The sequence below is a fragment of the Streptomyces sp. SAT1 genome, assembly GCF_001654495.1.
GTDB classification, from domain to species: domain Bacteria; phylum Actinomycetota; class Actinomycetes; order Streptomycetales; family Streptomycetaceae; genus Streptomyces; species Streptomyces andamanensis.
Genome location: NZ_CP015849.1, coordinates 5,090,122 through 5,113,231, shown reverse-complemented (window position 1 = coordinate 5,113,231; position 23,110 = coordinate 5,090,122). Strand labels below are relative to the sequence as shown.

Here is a 23,110-nt window from a genome sequence, read left to right as displayed (position 1 = left end):
TGTCCGGTTCCGGTTCCGGTCGCGGCGGCCGGGCCCGGCGGGCCGCCGGTGACGGTCCCGGCCGGGGCGCCGGCCGCGGTTCCGGCCGCCGTTCCGGATCAGTGTCCGCCGGCCGGCGGGTAGCCGTAGCCGCCCGCGGCGGCCTGCCCGGCGCCGCCGTGCGCCTCGCGGTCGTAGAAGGGCCGCGCGTTGGCGCGCAGCCACATCACCACCGGGTCGTACTCGTCGGACATCACCACGGTCGAAACCGGCAGCCCGTCCGGGACGGCCGCCATGGACTGCTGCATCATCGAGCGCACCGAGTCGACGGCGGCCGGCGAGGTGTCGTAGACGTCCAGGCCGATGGCCAGGTACGGGGACCCGACGGCGGGCTGCACCCAGGCGCGGCGCAGCGAGCGCAGCGCGGGCGTGTGGTGGGCGGCCTGGGTGAGCAGCGCGTAGAACTGCGGGATCTCCAGGGCCGGTTCGGACAGTCTGAGCGGTCCGGCGGGCTGGCGGTCCAGGCCGGAGGCGATCCGGCGCAGATCCAGCCAGGGGATGCCGACGCCGCCGCCCGGGGCGTGCGGATTGAGCCAGAGGCCGAAGTGGTCGGGGTAGAGGGTGCGGGCGACGTCCAGCCCGTCCACCACCTCGTAGGAGCGCATCCAGCCGCTGGCCGACAGCTCCTGGGCGGAGGTGACGCAGGGCGCGTAGCCGTGGCCGCCGACCTCCATGTGGCCGTACTGGGCGTCGGGGGCGCCGGCCTGGCCGTGCCAGAGCAGCATCCAGACCTGGCCGGTGGACGGGGTCGCGAGGGTGCGCAGCAGCGCTTCGTAGGCGTCGTACCGCCCGGGTGTCACCTGGCGGAGCATCTGCTCGACATGCCCGGCCGCGGTGTCGCTGGCGCTCACCATTTACCGCCCCTCCGTGTTGCCCTCGACCGGGCTGTGCGTCCAGCTTAAAGCCGCCCGCCGGCCCGGTCCGTGCCGCGGTCACGCGCGCGGGCGGCGCCGGCCCGTGCCGCCGGCGTCCGCGCGCCCCCTGCCGCCTCGGCGCCCGTGCCCGCAGACCTCAGTGTCCGTGCCCGCAGACCTCAGTGCCCGTGTCCGTAGAAGGGCCTGACCTTCTCCCGCAGCCATACGGCCACCGGGTCGTCCGTGACGTCCAGGAGGATCAGGTTGACCGGCCAGGCCGGGGGCGCCGCCGCCAGCGCGCGGCCCAGGGCGTCGAGCGGGCGGGCGCGCGCCTCGTCGTCCGCCGAGGCCAGCTCGACGCCGACGAACAGGACCGGGTCGGCGGTCTCGACGGCGGCCAGGCAGCGGCGGGCGGTGCGCACCACGCCGGTGGCGTCGAACTCGGCGGAGGCGGCGGACAGGAAGTCCACCGGGTCGTCCTGCCAGTCGGGTTCGTAGAGCCGGACCCGGCCGCCGGCGGCGGGGCCGTCCAGCGCGGTGCGGCCGGCCCGGCACAGTTCGGCCACGGCGGGCGGCGGCAGCGGCATTCCGGCCACGCCGTCCGGGTTGAGCGCGATGCCGACCTGGGCGGGCAGCCCGCGGGCGAACTCCACGGCGGGCGCGACGGTGTACGCCATGTGCGCTCCGACGGCCCGGCGGAACTGCTCCTCGGAGCTGAAGACCGGTACGTACGCCTGGCCGTCGATCTCCAGGGTGGGCAGGTCGAGCGGGCCGCTGTCCGGGCCGCCGCCGTTCGGCAGCGGCACCCAGAGGAAGCTGCGGCCGAGCACCTCGATGATGCGGCCGCCGGCCGTCGGGATGCCGAGGGCCGCGGAGAGCACCTCCTCCAGCTCGTTGCCGGGCCACCCGCCGTGCGGGTGGGGGTGCGCCTGTGCCGGGAAGTTCCCCGGAATGTCCGCGGAGAAGTCCGCCGGGAAGTCCATCTGTCTACCGCCTGCCGGAAACCACTGGTGTGACCGGAAGGTTATCGGGTGCCGGGGCCGGGCCGGCCGGTGAAGGCGATCCGGCGCAGCCCGGCCGCCGCCGCGCGGTCCAGCAGCACCGCCGAGTCGCAGCCCCCGGGCAGTTCGCCGCGCTCCACCGCGGCCAGCAGCCGGGCGACGGACCTGCGGTGGCGGCCGAAGGCGTAGCGCGAGACCCGGCGGCCGCGCTCGCGCTGGCCGGCGAGCGCCGCGTCGGGGGCGACGTCCAGCAGGACCAGGTGGAGGGCGCCGCCGCGGCGGCGGGCGGCGCGGGCCAGCCAGCCGCGCACCCAGCGCTGGGTACCGCAGTCGTGGACCACGACCCCCTCGCCGCCGCGCAGGGCGCGGCGCAGCGCGGCGTAGTGGGCGAGGCGGACCAGCGGCCGGTAGAGCGCGTAGGGCAGGCGGTGCGCCAGGCGGGCGTCCCAGCGGTCGCGGGTGTCCTGCGAGTCGATCCGGGGGCCGTGCGCGGCGCGGCGCATCAGCGTGGACTTGCCGCCGCCGGGCAGCCCGGTGACCACGACCACGTCGCGCGGTCCGAAGAGCAGGGCGCGCGGGGCGCGGCCGGCGCGCTCGCGCAGGTCGCGGACCAAGGGGGCCGGGGGCCCGTCGCACCGCTCGCGGGCCGGGGCCCCCGGCTGTCCCGGCAGGGCGGGGGCCCGGGGGGTCGCGTACGCCGGCGCGGTCCTGTTCACCGTCATCGTCCTCCCCGGGGCGGTGACGGTTCACCTTCCCCTTGAGTGTAAAGAGAAGGTAATGGACGGTGTCTGCCGTTTCCGTGCGCGTTCTGCCACAGCACGGTTACAGATCCGGCCTGCCGCGAAGTGTCCCGGCATGCAATGATGTGCGCGCCAACTGCATACCGGCCGTTTGAATCCGCGCGGGAGAGTCCCCGGCAGCGTGTCTGCCCGGGGCGCCGAAGGAGCAAGTCCCTCCCTTGAATCTCTCAGGCACCGTTACCGCGCGGGCGAGGCACATCTGAAAAGCGGGCCGCCCGCCCTGCCGCGGCGGCCCCACCCAAGGTGCAAGCCGTGTCCGTCCGTCCTGCGGCGGTCATGGCGAACCTCTCAGGTTCCGATGACAGATGGGGAGGACACGCCCCGTCCTCGCCCGCCATGCCTGGGAGACCGACCGATGAGCAGTTCCGTGTCCCGTCCGCTCCGTCACACCGCCCTCGACGCGGTGCACCGCTCGCTCGGTGCCACGATGACCGACTTCGCCGGCTGGGACATGCCGCTGCGCTACGGCTCCGAGCGCGACGAGCATGTCGCCGTGCGCACCCGGGCCGGTCTGTTCGACCTGTCCCACATGGGCGAGATCACCGTGACCGGCCCCCAGGCCGCCGCCCTGCTGAACTTCGCGCTGGTCGGCAACATCGCCTCGGTCGGCGTCGGCCGCGCCCGCTACACCATGATCTGCCGCGCGGACGGCGGCATCCTGGACGACCTGATCGTCTACCGGCTCGCCGACACCGAGTACATGGTGGTGGCCAACGCCTCCAACGCCCAGGTGGTGCTGGACGCGCTCACCGAGCGGGCGGCGGGCTTCGAGGCCGAGGTCCGCGACGACCGGGACGCCTACGCGCTGCTCGCGATCCAGGGCCCTGAGTCCTCCGGCATCCTGAAGTCCGTGACCGACGCCGACCTGGACGGCCTGAAGTACTACGCGGGCCTGCCCGGCACGGTCGCCGACGTGCCCGCGCTGATCGCGCGCACCGGCTACACCGGCGAGGACGGCTTCGAGCTGTTCGTGAAGCCGGAGCACGCCGTGGAGCTGTGGCAGGCGCTGACCAAGGCCGGCGCGGGCGCGGGCCTGGTGGCCTGCGGTCTGTCCTGCCGCGACACGCTGCGCCTGGAGGCGGGCATGCCGCTGTACGGGCACGAGCTGACCACCGGCCTGACCCCGTTCGACGCGGGTCTGGGCCGGGTGGTGAAGTTCGAGAAGGAGGGCGACTTCGTCGGCCGCGAGGCGCTGGTGGCCGCCGCCGGGCGGGCCGAGCAGGCCCCGCCGCGCGTCCTGGTCGGCCTGGTCGCCGAGGGCCGCCGGGTGCCGCGCGCCGGGTACTCCGTGGTGTCCGGCGGCGAGGTGATCGGCGAGGTCACCTCCGGCGCCCCCTCCCCCACCCTGGGCAAGCCGATCGCCATGGCCTACGTCGACGCCGCGCACGCCGCGCCGGGCACGGCCGGGGTCGGCGTGGACATCCGGGGCACCCACGAGCCGTTCGAGGTCGTGGCGCTGCCCTTCTACAAGCGGCAGAAGTGACACCGTCGAGCCACGGCCGACGGTGATCCGGGTCACCCGGCCCGCCTCACGCATGCCCCGCGCACTCCCTCATTCACCACCACTGACCCGCGTACAGGAGAATTCAGGCATGAACAACCCCCAGCAGCTGCGCTACAGCAAGGAGCACGAGTGGCTGTCGCCCGCCGAGGACGGCGTCGCGACGGTCGGCATCACGGAGTTCGCGGCCAACGCGCTCGGCGATGTCGTCTACGCCGACCTCCCGGCGGTGGGCACCACCGTGACCGCGGGCGAGACCTGCGGCGAACTGGAGTCGACCAAGTCGGTCTCCGACCTGTACTCCCCGGTCAGCGGTGAGATCACCGAGACCAACCAGGACGTGGTGGACGACCCGTCGCTGGTGAACTCCGCCCCCTTCGAGGGCGGCTGGCTGTTCAAGGTCCGCCTCTCGGAGGAGCCGGCGGACCTGCTCTCCGCCGACGAGTACACCGCGCAGAACGCCGGCTGAGGGGCGGAGGGACACCGATGAGCGTTCTCGACACCCCCCTGCACGAGCTGGACCCGGACGTGGCCGCCGCGGTCGACGCCGAGCTGCGCCGCCAGCAGTCCACGCTGGAGATGATCGCCTCGGAGAACTTCGCTCCGGTCGCGGTCATGGAGGCGCAGGGCTCGGTCCTCACCAACAAGTACGCCGAGGGCTACCCGGGCCGCCGCTACTACGGCGGCTGCGAGCACGTCGACGTGGTCGAGCAGATCGCGATCGACCGGGTCAAGGCGCTGTTCGGCGCCGAGCACGCCAACGTGCAGCCGCACTCGGGCGCCCAGGCCAACGCGGCGGCGATGTTCGCGCTGCTCAAGCCGGGCGACACGATCATGGGTCTGAACCTCGCGCACGGCGGGCACCTGACCCACGGCATGAAGATCAACTTCTCCGGCAAGCTCTACGACGTCGTCGCCTACCACGTGGGCGAGGACGGCCAGGTCGACATGGCCGAGGTGGAGAAGCTGGCCAAGGAGTCCAAGCCGAAGCTGATCGTGGCCGGCTGGTCGGCGTACCCGCGGCAGCTGGACTTCGCCGCGTTCCGCCGGATCGCGGACGAGGTCGGCGCGTACCTGATGGTCGACATGGCGCACTTCGCCGGTCTGGTCGCGGCGGGCCTGCACCCCAACCCGGTGCCGCACGCCCATGTGGTGACCACCACCACCCACAAGACGCTGGGCGGCCCGCGCGGCGGTGTGATCCTCTCCACGGCCGAGCTCGCCAAGAAGATCAACTCCGCGGTCTTCCCCGGTCAGCAGGGCGGCCCGCTGGAGCATGTGATCGCCGCCAAGGCGGTCGCCTTCAAGGTCGCCGCGGGCGAGGACTTCAAGGAGCGCCAGCGGCGTACCCTGGAGGGCGCCCGGATCCTGGCCGAGCGCCTGGTGCGGGAGGACGCCAGGGCGGTGGGCGTGGACGTGCTGTCCGGCGGCACCGACGTGCACCTGGTCCTGGTGGACCTGCGCCACTCGGAGCTGGACGGCCAGCAGGCCGAGGACCGCCTCCACGAGGTCGGGATCACCGTCAACCGCAACGCGGTCCCGAACGACCCGCGGCCGCCGATGGTCACCTCCGGCCTCCGGATCGGCACCCCGGCCCTGGCGACCCGCGGCTTCACGGCCGAGGACTTCACCGAGGTCGCGGACGTGATCGCCGAGGCGCTGAAGCCGTCCTACGACGCCGAGGCGCTCAAGGCCCGGGTGAAGGCCCTGGCCGACAAGCACCCGCTGTACCCGGGTCTGGACAAGTAAGACACCCCGAGGGGCACCGCGCACCGGCCGGCGACCCCGGCACGGCACCGCGCGGTGTCCCGCCCCTCGCACCACCCCCCGCATTGAGGAGTCCCCCCGTGGCCATCTCGGTCTTCGACCTGTTCTCGATCGGCATCGGCCCGTCCAGCTCCCACACGGTCGGCCCGATGCGCGCGGCCCGCATGTTCGCCCGCCGGCTGCGGAGCGAGGGGGTCCTGGAGCCGGTCGCCTCGCTGCGCGCCGAGCTGTACGGCTCCCTCGGCGCCACCGGCCACGGCCACGGCACCCCCAAGGCGGTGCTCCTCGGCCTGGAGGGCGACTCGCCGCGCACGGTGGACGTGGAGAGCGCCGACGACCGGGTCGCGCGGATCAAGGAGTCCGGCCGGCTGAACGTGCTCGGCGAGCACGAGATCGCGTTCTCCTTCGACGACGACATGGTCCTGCACCGCCGCAAGGCCCTCCCCTACCACGCCAACGGCATGACCCTGTGGGCGTACGACGCCTCGGGCGCCGAGCTGCTCACCAAGACGTACTACTCGGTGGGCGGCGGCTTCGTCGTGGACGAGGACGCGGTGGGCGCCGACCGCATCAAGCTGGACGACACGGTCCTGAAGTACCCCTTCCGCACGGGCGACGAGCTGCTGCGCCTGGCCCGCGAGACCGGTCTGTCGATCTCCGCGCTGATGCTGGAGAACGAGCGTGCCTGGCGCACCGAGGACGAGATCCGCGCGGGTCTGCTGGAGATATGGCGCGTGATGCAGGCGTGCGTGACGCGCGGCATGAGCCGCGAGGGCATCCTGCCCGGCGGCCTGAAGGTGCGCCGCCGCGCGGCCGTCACCGCCCGCCAGCTGCGCGCCGAGGGCGACCCGGCCGCCCGCGCCATGGAGTGGATCACCCTGTACGCGATGGCGGTGAACGAGGAGAACGCGGCCGGCGGCCGGGTGGTCACCGCCCCCACCAACGGCGCGGCCGGCATCATCCCCGCCGTCCTGCACTACTACCTGAACTTCATCCCGGGCGCCGACGAGGAGGGCGTGGTCCGCTTCCTGCTGGCCGCCGGCGCGATCGGCATGCTCTTCAAGGAGAACGCCTCCATCTCCGGCGCCGAGGTCGGCTGCCAGGGCGAGGTCGGCTCGGCCTGCTCGATGGCGGCGGGCGCGCTCGCCGAGGTGATGGGCGGCACGCCCGAGCAGGTGGAGAACGCCGCCGAGATCGGCATGGAGCACAACCTCGGCCTGACCTGCGACCCGGTCGGCGGCCTGGTCCAGATCCCGTGCATCGAGCGCAACGGCATGGCCGCCGTCAAGGCCGTCACCGCCGCCCGCATGGCCCTGCGCGGCGACGGCTCCCACAAGGTCTCCCTCGACAAGGTCATCAAGACCATGAAGGACACCGGCGCGGACATGTCGGTCAAGTACAAGGAGACGGCGCGGGGCGGGCTGGCGGTGAACATCATCGAGTGCTGAGCAAGTAGGCCCTGAACAGCGCGTCCGTGTCTTTCGGCGCTGTCGGGGCCTTCCCTGCTTACGCGGCGGAAAGTCCCTGGAACCTCCCTGAGACAGACGGGAAAGTCCCTGAAAAGTCCCTGGGACATCCCCTGGAAGGGGCTTTTGACCTGCGGGTTCGCGGCACGTGATCAACGCCGGATGTGCGTCCGCAGTCCCGTCGCAGGACAAACGGGATCACGTCGTCCGGCGTGGGTCCGCATCGCGAGGTGAACCGGCGGGCCCAGGCGGGACAGCGGCGGACCTGGTGCCCATCCAGCCCGCCCGGCCTTGGTGACGACTGATGCCACCAGAGGCCGTTGTGCCTGGTCAAACCACATGCGTCGTACCGGCCGCCGGTGCTTCGTACCGCAACGCCCAAAGGCGTCCGGCCACCCCATGACCACCCGGCAGATGGCCGCCGCCCCTGAAAGTCACCCAACGCCAGCTGTTGGGTCTGAACATCCACGGGCCGAGCTCACGCCCCGCGTCACGGCGGCCGCTCGTGCGGACCGGTTACCCCTATAGAGCACGCACGTCACGGAAGTCCACCCGTGGGACGGCTCTGTCCGCCGTATCATGACGGCACACGGGAAGGAGCACCGTCCATGAGTGTCGACGCGATCACGCACACCGAGTTCCCCGCGGGATACGTGGTGTTCTTCGGCGCCGACGGAAAGATCATCATGACCCCGCAGAGCGAAGAGCACTCCAGCACGATCAGGTCGATGCAGATCGACTCTCTCGCCCTCGGCCGTCATGCGAAGGTCACCTCGGACGTCTACATCGACTTCCCCGCCGACGAGAACTCCGCCCCCGACCTGGCCATCCTGCGCGAGGACGCACGCAAGAAGGGCAAGCGCTACAGCTTCGAGGACGTCCTGTTGATCTCGGAGGTCGTCTCCACGTCCTCGGCACGCAAGGATTACGACGACTGCACCGCGAAGTACGGCCGGTACGGCATCCCCGTCTACCTCGTCGTGGATCCCTACGCCCGGGAAGTCGTCCTGCACACCGAGCCCACCTCCAGCGGCTACAGCACCGCCCACACCCGCGCATACGGCACAGGCAAGCTCTCCATCCCCCTGGCCGACGGCCGCACCTTCACCCTCGACCTCGACGAACTGCCCCTGCCGAACCCGGAGCCCGACACTCACTGAGTCTGAGAAAACACGCCCCGAAGCAGGAAGAGGCCCGGCAGCCGGTCGGCGCGCGCAGGATCACCGAAACCGGACTGAATAGCTCCACGCATTGGGGCGCCCGGGGTCTGGTGATCACTCCCGGCGCTTCCCTGTCCTTCCGGCCTCATTCTGGCCCCAGGAAGGCCCGGCGGCAGGCTGGTCCGTGCCCCGTCGGGCAGGACCCCAGTTCTGAACCCATTCCCCGGTCGAGCAGATCGAAAGATCGAGGCTAGTGGTCTCCAGCACCTCGCATGCCATGCGCGTGATCGCGCGGCGGCCAGTGGCAACGTCTTTCTGCGGGCGATGGTTCACCCGGTGAAGGCGGAGTCCCTGACGTGATTCAAGGCAAGCCTGAGCAGGCCAAAAGTGCACGTCAACCCCGTGATCAATATCCGTCCACAGATAGGTCACGTACAAGGAGAAGGCGCGGGGCGGGCTGGCGGTGAACATCATCGAGTGCTGAGCGGCGGGGCGGCGCGTGCGCCGTGTTCGGGGGTGTGTGCGCCGTGTGCTCCGGTCTGGGCTGATGTTCGAACGCTCTGGAGGGATCGACCGTATCCAAGTGGGGCAGAACTCCCTCGACGACTCCTCCCCCCACGGTTCGTTCAGGGAGTTCCGCATGCTGCAAGGCATCGACGTGAGCGCGTACCAGTCCTCCACCTACGGCACGAGCGGCCTCTCCTTCGTCTTCATCAAGGCGACGGAGGGCCGTACGTACGTCAATTCCAGGCTCACCGCCCAGACCAAGCACGGGCGCGACGCCCATCTGGTCGTCGGCTTCTACCACTTCCTGTGGCCCGGCAACATCGCGGCCCAGGCCGAGTACTTCGTCTCGCACGCCCCGGAGCAGCGGGGCGACATCCTCGCCGTCGACTGGGAGACCACCGGCGAGGGCACCCACGCCTCCAACGCGGAGAAGGACTCCTTCATCCGCAAGGTGAAGCAACTGCGCCCGCACAACCGGGTGCTGCTCTACACCAACCGCCACTTCTGGCTCAGCGTCGACACCACCTCCTACGCGGGGGACGGGCTGTGGGTCGCCGACTACGTCTCCGCCGGCCACCCCCGCATCAAGGCCAAGTGGCGCTTCCACCAGTACACGGACGATCCCCACGACAAGAACGTGGCGAACTTCTCCAGTGCGTCGGCGCTGCGGGAGTGGGCCAAGGCATGAGACCGGGGGTCAGGCGCGGAAGTCCGCCGGGCGCTCGGGCGAGGCCGCGGCCAGCGCCTCGGTGACCGCGTCCACGCCCTCGCGCAGGCCGTAGACCGGGGTGCCGGGCTGCTGGCGCCAGGAGTCGTCGAGGGTGCCGGAGTCGACCGTGTCGAAGCCCAGTTCCCCGATCAGCGCCCGTACCTTCGCCTTGGCCGCCGGGTCGTCGCCGGCCACCGGCAGCGCGAGGCGGCCGGGGTCGCCGGCCGGGCGGTGCCGGTCCAGCAGGTCCTGGGCGTAGGTGCCGTTGAACGCCTTCACCACGGGGTGGCCGAGGTGGCGCTCGGTCCAGCGGCTCTCGGTCAGCCCCTCGTCCTCGATCGCGGCGATCCGGCCGTCGCGCTGCGGGTAGTAGTTGTTGGTGTCGATCACGACCGCGCCGTCCGCCGCCTCCTTCAGCAGTCCGGCCGGCAGGTCCGGGACCGCCTTCAGGGGGACGGTGACCACGACGACCTCGGCGCCGCGCGCCGCCTCCTCGGCCCGCACGGGCCGCGCGCCGGTCTCCTCGGCCAGCGCGGTGAGGGTCTGCGGGCCGCGCGAGTTCGCCACGGCGACGTCGTGTCCGAGGGCGGTGAGCCGCCGGGTGAGGTTGCCGCCGATGTTGCCCGCTCCGATGATGCCGATCTTCATCTCAGTTCGCCTCGCTCTTCCGGGGAGACCCCGGAGGCCGGTGTGGATGTCGGTGCCGTGCAAGCGATCTCCAACCGAGGGACGGCGCGGGCTATTCCGGGGACGGCGGGCCGTACGGGTGATACGGCGGAACAGCGGAGCGGCGAGGCGGCGAGGCGGCGGAACGGTGAAGCGGGCTGGGGCGGGCCGTGCGGGCTCATGCCTCCGGGGCGGGCTCCGTCTCCCCGGCTGCCCCTGCCCGCCCGGTCTCCCCTGCTCCGCCGGTCCGCTCGCGCAGCAGGCCGAGGGTGGCCTCCAGGTCGGCGCGGAGCACGGCCGCCGCCGTGTCCGCGTCGCCCGCCGCGACGGCGACGACGAGGTCGTGATGGGTGTCGGCGCCGGTGTTGGGGTCGTGCACGCGCAGCCCGGTCAGCTCCAGCAGGGTGACGAGGCCGGAGCGCAGTACGGGGACGAACTCCTCGAACAGCGCGGTCAGGACGGGGTTGTGGGCGGCGGCGACCACCCCGCGGTGCAGCGCGATGTCGGCGTCCACGAAGGCCGCGTCGCCCTTCGCCGCCGCCGTGCGCCGGCCCTCCAGGGCGGCCTCCAGCGCGGCCAGGTCCTCGGGCGTGCGGCGCCTGGCCGCCAGGCGGGCCGCCTGCACCTCGACGCCCATGCGGACCTCGTAGACATCGGTGACCGCGGAGCGGCGCAGCCGGGCCGGCCAGTCCTCGGCGGGTTCGGTCGCGATCACGAAGACGCCCGCGCCGTGCCGGGGCCGCACTAGTCCGGCACCGGCGAGCGCGCGCAGCGCCTCGCGGACGGTGGAGCGGCCGACGCCCAGGTCCCTGGCCAGGGTGGTCTCACCGGGCAGCTTGGTGCCGACGGGCCACTGTCCGGCGGCGATCTGCGCACGCAGCCGCTCCGCGGCCTGTTCGACCAGCGGGCTGGGGCGGAGGGCGCCTGGGACCATCGGGTTCTCCCACGGGTTGAGGGGGCCGGCGCCGGGGTGCGCCGGTCCGGGGGCTCCGGCGAATTATCACTTGTCTGAGGAGCAGAGGAGTCGCTAGCGTACCGCCATGACGTTCCGCGCTCCGCTTCTTCTCGGCTGCCGCGGCGGGGTCTGACGCGACCGGCGCCCCGCCGCGGGGCGCCGTGCCGCCGGTCACCGTCCGACCCGCCGAAGGGCATCAGCAGACGATGACCACCACCCCGAGCACCACCACCGCGCACCCCACCGCCCCGTACGGGAGACCGCTGTGGAATCCGCAGCGTCCCGGGCCCATGCCCTACCACCGCTACCGCCCCTTCCAGGAGCGGGTGCGCGTGCCCGTCCCGGCAGAGGGCCGCGGCTGGCCGTCCGCCCGGATCGAGCGCGCGCCGCTGTGGGTCCCGGTCGACCTGCGCGACGGCAACCAGGCGCTGGCCGAGCCGATGGACACCCCGCGCAAGCGCCGCTTCTTCGATCTGCTGGTGCGGCTGGGGTTCAAGGAGATCGAGGTCGGCTACCCGTCGGCGAGCCGCACCGACTTCGACTTCGTCCGGCACCTGGTGACCAGCGGGGCCGTGCCCGACGACGTCACGCCGGTCGTCTTCACCCCGGCCCGCCGGGACCTGATCGACCGCACCTTCGAGGCGGTGGCGGGGCTGCCGCGGGCCGTCGTCCACCTGTACATGGCGACCTCGCCCGTCTGGCGCGAGGTGGTGCTCGGGCGGGACCGGGACGGGGTGCGCGCGAGCGTACGGGACGCGGCGGCGCACATGGCCCGGCGCGCGGACGCCCTGCCCGGCGGCGCGCACCTCCGCTTCCAGTTCTCCCCGGAGACCTTCAACCTCACCGAGCCGGACTACGTCCTCGAACTGTGCGACGGGCTCACCGAGCTGTGGGACGCGAGCCCGGACCGGCCGGTCACGCACAACCTCCCCGCCACGGTGGAGATCGCCACCCCGAACGTCTACGCGGACCAGATCGAGTACGTGCACCGCCATCTGTCCCGCCGGGACGCGGTGATCCTCTCGGTGCACCCGCACAACGACCGCGGCACCGGCGTCGCCTGCGCCGAACTCGCCGTGCTGGCGGGCGCGCAGCGGGTCGAAGGCTGCCTGTTCGGCAACGGCGAGCGCACCGGGAACGTGGACCTGGTGACCCTGGCGCTCAATCTGTACGCGCAGGGCGTCGACCCGATGGTCGACTTCAGCGACATCGACGCGGTACGGGCGACGGTGGAGCACTGCAACCGGCTGCCGGTGCATCCGCGCCACCCCTACGCGGGCGACCTCGTCCACACCGCGTTCTCCGGCACCCACCAGGACGCGATCAGCAAGGGCCTGGACGCGCACGCCCGGCGTGCCGCCGAGACGGGCACCGCGCCGGAGCTGGCGCCGTGGTCGGTGCCGTATCTGCCGATCGATCCGGCCGACGTGGGCCGGTCCTACGAGGCGGTGATCCGGGTCAACTCCCAGTCGGGCAAGGGCGGGGTGGCGTATCTGCTGCGCGCGCACGCGAGTCTGGACCTGCCGCGGCGGATGCGGCCGGAGGTGTCGCGGGCGGTCCAGGAGGCCACGGACGGCAGCGGGCGTGAGGCGACGCCGAAGGAGCTGTACGAGCTGTTCCGCACGACGTACCTGGCGGTGGACGGGCCGGTGCGGCTGGACGCCTGGTCGGTGCACCGGGAGCCGTCCGGGGCGCACCGCTTCGTCTGCTCGCTGGGCCACGGCGACCGCACCGGCGACCACGAGGGCACCGGGGACGGACCGGTGAGCGCCTTCGTGGACGCGCTCGCCGGGGCCGGACTCGCCGTGGCCGTGCTCGACTTCGCCGAGCACCGGTCGGCGGCGCCCGGCGAGGAGGGCGGCGCCGAGGTGACGACCGCGTACGCCGAGTGCCGGGTGAACGGCACGACGGCCTGGGGCGCCGGCCGGGACGCCTCGTCGCTGACGGCCGCCGTGCACGCGGTGCTGGCCGCCGTGAACCGGGCCGCGCGATGACGGTCACGCGGTGACGGGCGCGGGGTGAGGTGACGCGAGGGGGCGCCCGGCGGTGGTCCGCCGGGCGCCCCCCTCCGTACGGGTCACTTGTTCAGGAAGGCCCAGAACTCGTCGAAGGACAGGACCTTGTCGCCGTCGAGGTCCCGCGTCTTGATGATCGCCTCCGCCACCGACTCGGTGACGTTCCAGTCGCCTCCCTGCGCGAGGGCGGTCTTGAACTCGGCGGCGGTGACGAACCCGTCGCCGTCCGCGTCCAAACGGTTGAACTGCTCGCGTGCCTCGTCGATGTCCGCCACCGATCCGCCCCTCTGTGTCGCTTCGCGTCTGCTGTACGGCCGGATACGGCCGAATGCCGTACCGGCCGCTGCCGTACTGACGCAGGTCAGATTAACGGTCCGGCCGGATCCGCGATGCCGCGGCCACCCGCGGGGGACACCGGGGGCGGGGTCAGCGGAAGACGCCCGTGTGGCCGAGGGAGTAGCGGCCGGGCTGCGGATAGACGGCGAGGCCGTGCGGACCGCTGCCGACCTTGATGCGGGCCAGCTGCCTGCCGGTGCGGGTGTCGATGGCGTACACCTCGGAGTTGTAGCGGCCCGACAGCCAGAGCACCTTGCCGTCTGCGGAGACGCCGCCCATGTCGGGGCTGCCGCCGTGCGGCAGGCGCCACTTGGCGGTGAGCTTGTCCTTGGCGAAGTCGAAGACGGAGACGGTGCCCTCGCCGCGGTTGGAGATGTACATCACCCGGGAGTCGCGGCTGACGTAGAGGCCGTGGGCGCCCTTGCCGGTGTGCAGGAACGCGGGCTTGGCGAAGGTGTCGCCGTCCAGGATCCACAGCCCGTCGGCGACCATGTCGGCGATGTAGAACTTCCTGCCGTCGGGCGAGCTCTTCACGTCCTGCGGCATGGCGCCGTGGACGTCCAGCTTCTGGTGCGCGACGACCTTCATGGCCGCGGTGTCGACCTTGAGCAGTTCGCCGCTGAACTCGCAGGAGACGATGAAGTAGCGGCCGTTCGGGGAGAAGTCGGCGTGGTTGACGCCGCCGCAGGCGACCGGGACGGACTTCACCACCTTCATGGTGTGCGCGTCGCGGAAGACGAGCCGGCGGTCCTTGGAGGCCATCACCACGGCGTACTTGCCGTCCGGGGTGAAGTACAGGTTGTACGGGTCGTGCACGTCGACCGGTCTGCCCGCCTTGCCCGTGCGCGGGTCGATGGGGGTCAGGGAGTTGCCGAGGTCGTTGTTGACCCACAGCGTCTTCAGGTCCCAGGACGGCACGACGTGCTGCGGCTGGCGGCCGACCGGGATGGTCTCGATGACCTTGTACGTCTTCGGGTCGATGACGGTGACCGTGTTCGAGTTGGTGTTGGGCACATAGACGCGCGAGGGGAAGTGCGCGACGGCCGGGGAGAGCCGGTTCGCGCGGTCGGCGGCGTAGACGTCCTTGGGGTCGAGGACCGGCGGCATGCCGGGCAGGGCGTCGGCCGCCACCTGTTCGGGCCGCTGGGCGGGCGCCCGGCTGGCCAGGGCCTCGTCGGTGCGGTGGTCCGGGCCGCCGCTGCCGCAGGCGGCCAGCGCCGCGAGGGCCGCGCAGGACGCCCCGGCGGCGAGCAGCCGGGTGACGCGCGGGAGGCGGGAGGCACGGGGGGAACGGGCGGGGCCGTGGAGGGAAGGGGCGGGGCGAGGGGGCATCAGCTCAGCAGCTCCGTGGTGGTGACCGCGTGGAGGCCGCGGCGGTCGAGTTCGTCGAGGAGGGCGGGCAGGGCAATGGCCGTGCCGGGGTAACCGAAGTGCAGGCTCACCACGGACCCGGGGCGGACGCCCGCCAGTACGGTGCGGGTGACGGCTGCGGCACCGGGCGAGGTGTAGTCGAGCGAGTCGACGTCGTAGGAGAGCACGTGCGGGTAGCCGGCGGCGCGCGCCAGCCGGGCCACCAGCGGGGAGGCGGTGACGGCGCGCGAGGGCCGGAACCAGGTGCCGATCGAGCCGGTGAGCCGCTTGAGGCGGTCGGCGCAGCCGGTGATCTCGGCGCGCGCCTCGGCCTCGGGCATGTCGTTGACGGACAGGTGGCGCTGGGTGTGGTTGCCGAGGTCGTGGCCGCCGTCGAGGATCCGGCGGGCCATCTCCGGGTGCGCGTCCAGCCAGGTGCCGACGGCGAGCACGGTCACCCGGGCGCCGTGCCGTTCGGCGGTGGTGAGCAGGGTGCGGGCGAGGGCCGGGTCGCCTTGGCCGTGGAAGGTGAGGGCCACCCGGGGCCGGTCGCGCGGTCCGTGGCCGATCTGCGCGGGCTGCCCGGGGAAGGCGCGCGGGGCGGGGGCGGGCGCGGGCGAAGCGGAGGGGTGCGCCGCGCCGCGCTCGGCGGGTCCGGACGCGTGTCGGGAGGCGGCGGACGCGGCGGTGTGCGGGGCGGTACCGGGCGCGCATCCGGCGGCGAACGCGCCCCCCGCGACAAGCCCGGCACCGGCCCGCAGCACGCCACGACGGTCGGTGGTGGTCACCCGCACCATTTAAGGGGCGCAAAGTAAGAAAACGGGCGATTCACACGGATGCCCGGCGGGCGCGGGGGTGGTGAACGGACGTCAGGCCGATCGGGGCGGCGCGCGCCGGTCGGACCCAGCGGGTGCGCGTCGGACGGATTCGGCGGGCGCGCGCCGGGCGAGCCCAGCGGGATGTGTACCGGACGTGCCCCGTCAGAGGGGTGCGTCGCGCCCGGTGGGTGGGTGGTGCGCGGCTGTCAGCGGTCTGCGGCGCGTATTTCGAACCAGGTGGTCTTGCCGCGGGGCAGCAGGTCGACGCCCCAGCGGTCGGACAGTTTGTCGACCAGGGTCAGGCCGCGGCCGCTGACGTCGAGGTCCTGGACGGGCATGAGGCAGGGCAGGCCGCGGGAGGGGTCGCGCACCTCGACGCGGATCCTGCCGGTGCGGCGGCGGACGCGCAGGCCGAAGACGCGGGCCCCGGTGTGCCGTACGGCGTTGCCCACGAGTTCGGAGACGAGCAGCACCGCGTCCTCGGCCAGTTTCGGGGACATGCCCCAGCGCAGGACGACGATCTGGACGAGCCGGCGGGCGATGGCCGCCGACTCGGGGCGGGACGGCAGCCGGACGTCCTCCTCGCTCGGATCGCCGTACAACTCCAGTGCGGCCAGGGCGCGTTCGTCCGCGACCGCGGGAGACCAGCGCGCCACGGCCGCCGTGTGTTCCGGTCCCCGCGGCTGTTCGATGCCCTCCAGCCCCGCCATGCCCCCATCATGGCCGCCCCCGGCGCCCACCGTGGCCGTTCCCCGGGAATGCGCCCCCCACACGCCCCCTCCGGTCCGTCTTCGCGCGGCATATGCCGAGGGCGCTCGGGGCCGGGGCGGACCGGCCGGCCTGCGGGGACGCTCCGGGCGGCGGCACCGTCGCGGGGGCGGCGGCGCCACGCACCCGGAACCGGCGCGGGGGGGCCTGGACGCCCCTTCGAGCGATCCGCGAGCGGACGTCAGGTCCAGGCCCCCGGGGTCAGAGGAACTTCGCCTTCCCCGGACCCTCTTCCACGAAGCTGCGCATGCCGCGCTCGCGGTCCTCCGTGGCGAAGAGGCCCGCGAACCAGGTGCGTTCGACGGCGAGACCGGTGTCCAGGTCGGTCTCCAGACCGGTGTCGACGGCCTCCTTGGCGGCGCGCAGCGCGATCGCCGGGCCCTGGGCGAGCCGCGCCGCCCAGGCGTGCGCCGCCTCGTAGACCTCGGCGGCCGGCACCACCCGGTCCACCAGGCCGAGCGTGAGGGCCTCGTCGGCCCTGACCTGGCGGCCGGTGAAGATGAGGTCCTTGGCCCGGGAGGGCCCGATCAGCCGGGCCAGCCGCTGGGTGCCGCCCGCGCCCGGGATCAGCCCGAGCAGGATCTCCGGCTGGCCGAGCTTGGCGTTGTCGGCGGCGATGCGGTAGTCGGCGCACAGCGCCAGCTCGCAGCCGCCACCCAGCGCGTAGCCGGTGACCGCGGCGACCACCGGCTTGGGGATGCGGGCCACGGCGGTGAAGGAGTCCTGGAGGGCGCGGGCCCGCGACACCATCGCCGCGTGGTCCATCACCTGCATCTCCTTGATGTCCGCGCCGGCCGCGAACACCTTCTCGCCGCCGTAGATGACCACCGCGCGGACGTCCGCGCGGGCGGTGGCCTCCTCGGCGAGTTCCTTCAGCCGGTCCTGCGTGGCGACGTCGAGCGCGTTCATGGGCGGGCGGTCCAGGCGCAGCGTGCCGACGCCCTCGGCGACTTCCAGAGTTACGGTCATGCCCCGCAGGTTAGCGGTCGTTCACGCACGGGTCAGCCCCGGTGTGCGCGGCGGCACACCGGGGCTGGGGACGGATCCGCGCTCCCGGGTCAGGGGCGCGGGCGGCGCTCCGCTACGACTTCCACTTCTCCCACGACATGTTCCAGCCGTTGAAGCCGTTGTCCGGGGCGACGGTCTTCTCGTGGGCGTTCTCGACCTCGACCACGTCGCCGATCATCGAGTGGTTGAAGAACCAGGCGGCGGGCGTGGAGCTGTCCCCGCCGCCGCGCACGTCGCGCAGGCCGATGCAGCCGTGGCTGGAGTTGTAGTTGCCGAAGGCGTCGCCGCCCCAGTAGTTGCCGTGCGCGAAGGTGCCGGAGGTGGTCAGGCGGATGGCGTGCGGGACGTCCTTGATGTCGTACTCGCCGCCGTAGCCGACGGTCTCGCCGTTCATCCGGGTGACCGAGAGCTTCTCGCTGATGACCATCCGGCCGTTCCAGGTGTCGTAGCCGGGCTTGCCGGTGGTGACCGGGAGGGTCTTCACGGTCTTGCCGTCCTGGGTGACCTTCATCGTGTGCTTCTTGGCGTCCACGACGGACACCTGGTTGCGGCCGATGGTGAAGGAGATGGTCTTGGACTGCTTGCCGTAGACGCCGGGGCGGCCCTCCACGCCGTCCAGGCTGAGCTTGACGGTGACCTTGGTGCCGGACTTCCAGTACTGCTCGGGGCGGAAGTCGAGCCGGTCGTTGCCGAACCAGTGGCCCTCGACGTCGACGGCCGGCTCGGTCTTGACCTCGATGGCCTTCTCGACGGCCTCCGGGTGCGTGATGCCCCGGGTGAAGTTGACGGAGAACGGCATCCCGACCCCGACGGTGGAGCCGTCCTCGGGGGTGAAGTTGCCGATGAAGGTGTTCTTCGGCGTCAGGGTGGTGAAGCTGCTGTCCTGGGCCGCCTGCCGGCCCTCGGCGTCCTTGGCGACGGCGTGGACCGTGTACTTGGTCGAGGCGGCCAGATGGGTCGACGGCGTCCAGGTGGTGCCGCCGGATATCTTCCCCGCTATCTCGGCGCCCTTGGCGTCCTTGACGACGACCTGGGTGAGCGTCCCCTTGCTCACGCCGACCCTCAGCGCGCCGCTGGTGTCGACGGACGTCGAACCGTCCTTGGGCGCGACGCTGAGCACCGCCTGCGACTGCTTGCTCTCGGCGGCGGCACCGGCGTCCTTGCCCGTGCCCGCGCCGTTCACGTCGGAGTCACCGCCGCCGCAGGCCGTGACCGCGAGGAGCAGCGCGCCGGAGACCAGCGCCAGCGCTCCCGTGCTCCCCCGTCGTCCCCCTCGGCCCGGTCGCCGGCCCGTCCCCGCCGACGCCCCCGTAATAGGCCGCACGTTCACCTTCGTCTCCTCCCCCGGGCCGGTCAGGCCCGAGCCCCAGCGCCTACCGCGCACATCGGCGCATAGTAACCACAAGGTCATGAGCAGATCGTCAGCCGAATGTCACTGTTCCGTTCCAGGTTCAACAGCCTCCGGACACGGCGGCGGGGAAGGGGTCCGCCGGGCCCGGTGCGAGGTGCCGCGCGCGCCGCTGAGCTGTCGTCAACCAGCCCTGGCCGAAGGTCACTTGAGCGCGCTGCCCGCCGTCCAGTGCGCCCAGTCCATGTTCCAGCCGCCCAGACCGTTGCTCGCGGCAACCGTCTTGTCGTCGCTGTGGACGACCTCCACCACGTCCCCGACGAGGCTGCGGTCGAAGAACCAGCCCGCCGGGGTGTCGGAGCCGCCGCCCTTGACGTCCTTCAGGCCGACGCAGCCGTGGGAGACGTTCGCGCGGCCGAACGGGTCCGGCACCGACCAGTAGTTGCCGTGCAGGAACGTACCGGAGTCGGTGAGCCGCATGGCGTGCGGGACGTCGGCGATGTCGTACTCGCCGCCGAAGCCCACCGTCCGGCCGTTCATCCGGGTGACGTCCAGCATCTCCATCACCACCATCCTGCCGTTGTAGGTGGGGTGGTCCGGCGCCCCGGCCGTGACGGGCACGGTGGCCAGCAGGGCGCCGTCGCGGCGCACCTGCATGGTGTGCGCCGCCGCGTCGACCAGGGAGGTCTGGCTGCGACCGACCGTGAACGAGAAGGACTTGTGCTGGATCCCGTAGACCCCGCGGGCCGCCCGGACGTCGCGCAGCCGCAGGGCGACGGTGACCTGGGTGCCGGCCTTCCAGTAGCGCTCGGGGCGGAAGTCCAGGCGGCTGCCGCCGAACCAGTGCGGACGGATCTCCACGGGCGGCCGCGCGGTGACCCGGACGGCGCGCTGGACGGCGGCCCGGTCGGTGATCTCCCGGCTGAAGGCCAGCGAGACGATCATGCCGGTGCCGACGACGGCGCGGTTCTCGGGGGTGACGTAGGCGAGGAGGCGTTCGTCGGGGACGTAGGTGGTGAAGGCGGTGTGCCGGGCGGAGCGCCGGCCGTCGCCGTCGACGGCCACCGCGTCGACCGTGTACCCGGCGGCGAGGGCGAGCGTGTCGTCGTCGGGCCGCCAGGTCCGGCGGTCGCCGGAGAGGTGTCCGGGCACGGGGGTGTCCTGCCCGTCCCGGGACCGCACGACCCTGACGGACTCCAGGCGCCCCCCGGCGGCCCGTACCCGCAGCCGGGTGCCGGGCCGGACGCCCCGGGTGCCGTCGTCCGGCGAGACGCGGACCGTGTCCGTGCGCTCGGGGGGCCGGCCCGAGACTCCCCGGGGAGCGTCCGAGGTGCAGCCGGCGGCCCCGGCCGCGAGCAGTGCCGCCCATGTCAGTACGGCGGCCAGCGCGGCCCCCGCGCGCCGTGCGCGCCCTTGTACGTGCCTCACGCGCTGCCCAACGACCGGCCCGCTCCGGGGAAACGTGAGTGCGAGCCGCGCGCTGGGCAGAACAGTGGGGAGAGTGCCGCCGCCCGGCAGCCACACCGGACGGAGCCACGGGAGGAACGGAGCCGCACGAGCCGCAGGAGCCGCACAAGGCGTAGAAGGCGCAGAAACCGCACGAGCCGCATCAGCCGAGAACGAGGGGCCGACCTGGTGTCCAGCGCAGCCGGGCAGGAGGCGGTGGCGGACGGGCACGCCACCGGGAACGGGCACACCGCCGGGAGCGCACCCGCCGACCGCGACGGGCGCGCCCCCGCGAGCGGGCGCGCCGGTGACGGCACCGGAACCCGCGACGACGGGCGCGGTGCCGAGGCGTGCGCCGCCGACGTGGGCGGTGGCGGCGCACGGACCGGTGCGGGGGCGGGTCCGGCCGTCGCCGTGAGCGGAGGACGGCGGGCCGGTCCGCCGTCCGCCGGACCCGTGTGGCCGGGCGGCCCGGCCCCGCTGGGCGCCCGCTTCCGGATCGGCCTGGACGGCGTCGCCGGGACCAACTTCGCGCTGTGGGCGGGCGGCGCCGAGGCCGTGGACGTCTGCCTCTTCGACGAGGACGGCCGGGAGACCCGCGCCCGTCTGCCCGAGCTGACGCACGAGATCTGGCACGGCTTCGTCCCCGGCGTGCGGCCCGGCCGCCGCTACGGCTTCCGGGTGCACGGCCGCTGGGACCCCTGGACCGGCGCCCGCTGGAACCCGGCGAAGCTGCTGCTCGACCCGTACGCGCGCGCGGTGGACGGCGAGTTCCGGCTGCCGCCGGAGGTCTACGGGCACGTCCGGGACTGGCCGGACCAGCAGGTCGCCGACACCGTGCGCGACGACCGCGACTCGGCGCCCTTCGTCCCCAAGGGCGTGGTGGTCGCGGACGACGGCGACCGGCCGGGCGACCACCGCCCCGGCACTCCGTGGGCGGACACGGTCCTCTACGAACTGCATGTGCGCGGCTTCACCAGGCTGCACCCGGACATCCCGCCGGAGCTGCGCGGCACCTACGCCGGTCTCGCCCACCCGGCGGCGATCGCGCACCTGGTGAAGCTGGGCGTGACGGCGGTGGAGCTGCTGCCGGTGCACCAGTTCGCCCACGAGGACCATCTGCTCGCCCGTGGCCTGCGCAACCACTGGGGCTACAACTCGATCGGCTACTTCGCCCCGCACGGCGGCTACTCCGCCTCGGGCACCGCGGGGCAACAGGTCGGCGAGTTCAAGCGGATGGTGCGCGCCCTGCACGCGGCCGGCATCGAAGTCATCCTCGACGTGGTCTACAACCACACCGCCGAGTCCGGCCAGTACGGTCCGACGCTGTCCCTGAAGGGCATCGACAACCAGCGCTCCTACCGCCTCGCCCCGGACGCCCGCCGGTACGCCGACTTCACCGGCTGCGGCAACACCCTGGACACCACGCAGCCGCACGTGCTGCGCCTGATCACCGACTCGCTGCGGCACTGGGTGACCGAGATGGGCGTGGACGGCTTCCGCTTCGACCTGGCCGCCGCGCTGGCCCGCTCCGCGCACGGCGTCGACATGCGCTCCCCCTTCCTCGCCGCCCTCGCCCAGGACCCGGTGCTGCGCGAGGTCAAGCTGATCGCCGAGCCGTGGGACATCGGCTCCGGCGGCTACCAGGTGGGGGCGTTCCCGCCGCCGTGGGCGGAGTGGAACGACCGCTACCGCGACGCCGTACGGGACTTCTGGCGCCATGCCCTGCCGGACGTACGGGAGATGGGCTACCGGCTGTCCGGCTCCAGCGACCTGTACGCCTGGGGCGGGCGCGGCCCCTGCGCCTCGGTCAACTTCGTCACCGCGCACGACGGTTTCACCCTGCGCGACCTGGTCTCCTACGACCGCAAGCACAACGAGGCCAACGGCGAGGGCAACCGGGACGGCACGGACGACAACCGCTCCTGGAACTGCGGGGCGGAGGGCGAGAGCGACGACGAGGGGATCCGGGCGCTGCGCCGCAGACAGCTGCGCAACCTGCTGGCCACGCTGCTGCTGTCCACGGGCGTGCCGATGCTGGTGGCGGGCGACGAGCTGGGCCGCACCCAGCGCGGCAACAACAACGCGTACTGCCAGGACAACGAGACCGGCTGGCTGGACTGGACGCTCCTGGACGATCCGGGCTGGCGGGCGCTGTCCGAGCTGGCCGCCCGGCTGATCGCGCTGCGCCGCGCGCACCCGGTGCTGCGCCGCCGGACGTTCTTCTCCGGGCGCGCGCAGGCGCCGGACGGGCTGCGGGACGTGGCCTGGTTCACCGCGGGCGGCACCGAGATGACGGAGGGCGACTGGTACGCGCCCGCCGCCACACTGGGCATGTATCTGTCCGGCCGGGACATCCCGGGCGGCGACGAGCGGGGCGAGCCGGTGCGCGACGACAGCTTCCTCCTCGTCCTGCACGCCGGTCCGGGCCCGGTGGAGTTCACGCCGCCGGGGCCGCCGTGGGCCGAGCGCTACGAGGTGGTCGTGGACACCGGCGGCGAGGAGCAGGCCGAGGTTCCCGGCCGGGTCCTGCGGGCGGGGGCGCCGGTCACCGTGCCGGGGCGCACGGTGCTGCTGCTCCGGGTCGCCGGCTGAA

20 protein-coding genes and 2 riboswitches are annotated in these 23,110 nt (G+C 73.0%); of the genes, 8 read left to right on the top strand and 12 right to left on the bottom strand.

Annotation, left to right across the window (positions count from 1 at the left end):
• Window positions 1–98 precede the first annotated feature (98 nt).
• The 3 genes from A8713_RS22175 to A8713_RS22165 all read right to left on the bottom strand — a co-directional run bounded on the left by A8713_RS22175 (window position 99) and on the right by A8713_RS22165 (window position 2,616).
• Window positions 99–890: an enhanced serine sensitivity protein SseB C-terminal domain-containing protein gene (locus tag A8713_RS22175; RefSeq protein ID WP_064537651.1), complete on the bottom strand. Its 792-nt coding sequence runs from the start codon at window positions 888–890 to the stop codon at window positions 99–101.
• A gap of 182 nt (window positions 891–1,072) precedes the next feature.
• Window positions 1,073–1,876 (bottom strand): enhanced serine sensitivity protein SseB, encoded by an 804-nt coding sequence (locus tag A8713_RS22170; protein WP_064535365.1) that lies wholly within the window; start codon window positions 1,874–1,876, stop codon window positions 1,073–1,075.
• 41 nt (window positions 1,877–1,917) lie between these two features.
• The gene (locus tag A8713_RS22165) at window positions 1,918–2,616 is read right to left on the bottom strand and encodes an AAA family ATPase (protein WP_064535364.1); all 699 of its coding nucleotides are present in this window, start codon (window positions 2,614–2,616) and stop codon (window positions 1,918–1,920) included.
• A gap of 170 nt (window positions 2,617–2,786) precedes the next feature.
• Window positions 2,787–2,887: riboswitch (glycine riboswitch) on the top strand.
• A riboswitch (glycine riboswitch) is annotated at window positions 2,888–3,009 on the top strand. It begins immediately after the preceding riboswitch.
• Between the two features lie 40 nt (window positions 3,010–3,049).
• Here A8713_RS22165 and gcvT point away from each other — a divergent pair.
• The 6 genes from gcvT (at window position 3,050) to A8713_RS22135 (ending at window position 9,783) form a co-directional block, all read left to right on the top strand.
• Complete coding sequence (gene gcvT, locus A8713_RS22160; RefSeq protein ID WP_064535363.1) at window positions 3,050–4,177, top strand: glycine cleavage system aminomethyltransferase GcvT; 1,128 nt, start codon at window positions 3,050–3,052, stop codon at window positions 4,175–4,177.
• A 109-nt stretch (window positions 4,178–4,286) separates the two neighbouring features.
• Window positions 4,287–4,664, top strand: coding sequence for a glycine cleavage system protein GcvH (gene gcvH / locus A8713_RS22155; RefSeq protein WP_064535362.1), 378 nt, complete (start codon window positions 4,287–4,289; stop codon window positions 4,662–4,664).
• 17 nt (window positions 4,665–4,681) lie between these two features.
• Window positions 4,682–5,944, top strand: coding sequence for a serine hydroxymethyltransferase (gene glyA, locus A8713_RS22150; RefSeq protein ID WP_064535361.1), 1,263 nt, complete (start codon window positions 4,682–4,684; stop codon window positions 5,942–5,944).
• A 98-nt stretch (window positions 5,945–6,042) separates the two neighbouring features.
• The gene (locus A8713_RS22145; RefSeq protein ID WP_064535360.1) at window positions 6,043–7,410 is read left to right on the top strand and encodes an L-serine ammonia-lyase; all 1,368 of its coding nucleotides are present in this window, start codon (window positions 6,043–6,045) and stop codon (window positions 7,408–7,410) included.
• A gap of 626 nt (window positions 7,411–8,036) precedes the next feature.
• Window positions 8,037–8,588, top strand: a complete 552-nt coding sequence (locus A8713_RS22140) for a Uma2 family endonuclease (RefSeq protein WP_064535359.1) — start codon at window positions 8,037–8,039, stop codon at window positions 8,586–8,588.
• A gap of 640 nt (window positions 8,589–9,228) precedes the next feature.
• Window positions 9,229–9,783, top strand: a complete 555-nt coding sequence (locus A8713_RS22135) for a GH25 family lysozyme (protein WP_064537650.1) — start codon at window positions 9,229–9,231, stop codon at window positions 9,781–9,783.
• Window positions 9,784–9,792: 9 nt separating this feature from the next.
• Here the strand turns inward: A8713_RS22135 and A8713_RS22130 are convergent, their stop codons facing one another.
• Together A8713_RS22130 and A8713_RS22125 are read right to left on the bottom strand one after the other, a co-directional pair.
• Window positions 9,793–10,452: an NADPH-dependent F420 reductase gene (locus tag A8713_RS22130; RefSeq protein WP_018568592.1), complete on the bottom strand. Its 660-nt coding sequence runs from the start codon at window positions 10,450–10,452 to the stop codon at window positions 9,793–9,795.
• Window positions 10,453–10,648: 196 nt separating this feature from the next.
• A complete protein-coding gene (locus A8713_RS22125; RefSeq protein WP_064535358.1) occupies window positions 10,649–11,404 on the bottom strand; it encodes a FadR/GntR family transcriptional regulator in 756 nt (251 codons plus the stop codon).
• A gap of 227 nt (window positions 11,405–11,631) precedes the next feature.
• Here A8713_RS22125 and leuA point away from each other — a divergent pair, with 227 nt between their 5' ends.
• A complete protein-coding gene (gene leuA / locus A8713_RS22120; protein WP_064535357.1) occupies window positions 11,632–13,419 on the top strand; it encodes a 2-isopropylmalate synthase in 1,788 nt (595 codons plus the stop codon).
• A gap of 83 nt (window positions 13,420–13,502) precedes the next feature.
• Here the strand turns inward: leuA and A8713_RS22115 are convergent, their stop codons facing one another.
• The 7 genes from A8713_RS22115 to A8713_RS22085 all read right to left on the bottom strand — a co-directional run bounded on the left by A8713_RS22115 (window position 13,503) and on the right by A8713_RS22085 (window position 20,496).
• Complete coding sequence (locus A8713_RS22115) at window positions 13,503–13,715, bottom strand: EF-hand domain-containing protein (protein WP_018568589.1); 213 nt, start codon at window positions 13,713–13,715, stop codon at window positions 13,503–13,505.
• Window positions 13,716–13,866: 151 nt separating this feature from the next.
• Entirely contained in the window at window positions 13,867–15,108 is a 1,242-nt protein-coding gene (locus A8713_RS22110) for a YncE family protein (protein WP_237305441.1), read from the bottom strand.
• A complete protein-coding gene (locus A8713_RS22105) occupies window positions 15,108–15,914 on the bottom strand; it encodes a polysaccharide deacetylase family protein (RefSeq protein ID WP_107440819.1) in 807 nt (268 codons plus the stop codon). The genes A8713_RS22110 and A8713_RS22105 overlap by 1 nt, the downstream gene beginning before the upstream one ends.
• Window positions 15,915–16,150: 236 nt before the next feature.
• Entirely contained in the window at window positions 16,151–16,654 is a 504-nt protein-coding gene (locus tag A8713_RS22100; RefSeq protein ID WP_064535355.1) for an ATP-binding protein, read from the bottom strand.
• Window positions 16,655–16,913: 259 nt separating this feature from the next.
• Window positions 16,914–17,681, bottom strand: a complete 768-nt coding sequence (locus A8713_RS22095) for an enoyl-CoA hydratase/isomerase family protein (RefSeq protein ID WP_064535354.1) — start codon at window positions 17,679–17,681, stop codon at window positions 16,914–16,916.
• Window positions 17,682–17,793: 112 nt separating this feature from the next.
• Window positions 17,794–19,050, bottom strand: coding sequence for a L,D-transpeptidase (locus A8713_RS22090; RefSeq protein WP_443069769.1), 1,257 nt, complete (start codon window positions 19,048–19,050; stop codon window positions 17,794–17,796).
• A gap of 222 nt (window positions 19,051–19,272) precedes the next feature.
• The gene (locus tag A8713_RS22085; protein WP_064535353.1) at window positions 19,273–20,496 is read right to left on the bottom strand and encodes a L,D-transpeptidase; all 1,224 of its coding nucleotides are present in this window, start codon (window positions 20,494–20,496) and stop codon (window positions 19,273–19,275) included.
• 207 nt (window positions 20,497–20,703) lie between these two features.
• Between A8713_RS22085 and glgX the strand changes: the two genes are divergently transcribed.
• Entirely contained in the window at window positions 20,704–23,109 is a 2,406-nt protein-coding gene (gene glgX, locus A8713_RS22080) for a glycogen debranching protein GlgX (protein WP_443069741.1), read from the top strand.
• Window position 23,110: the final 1 nt, after the last annotated feature.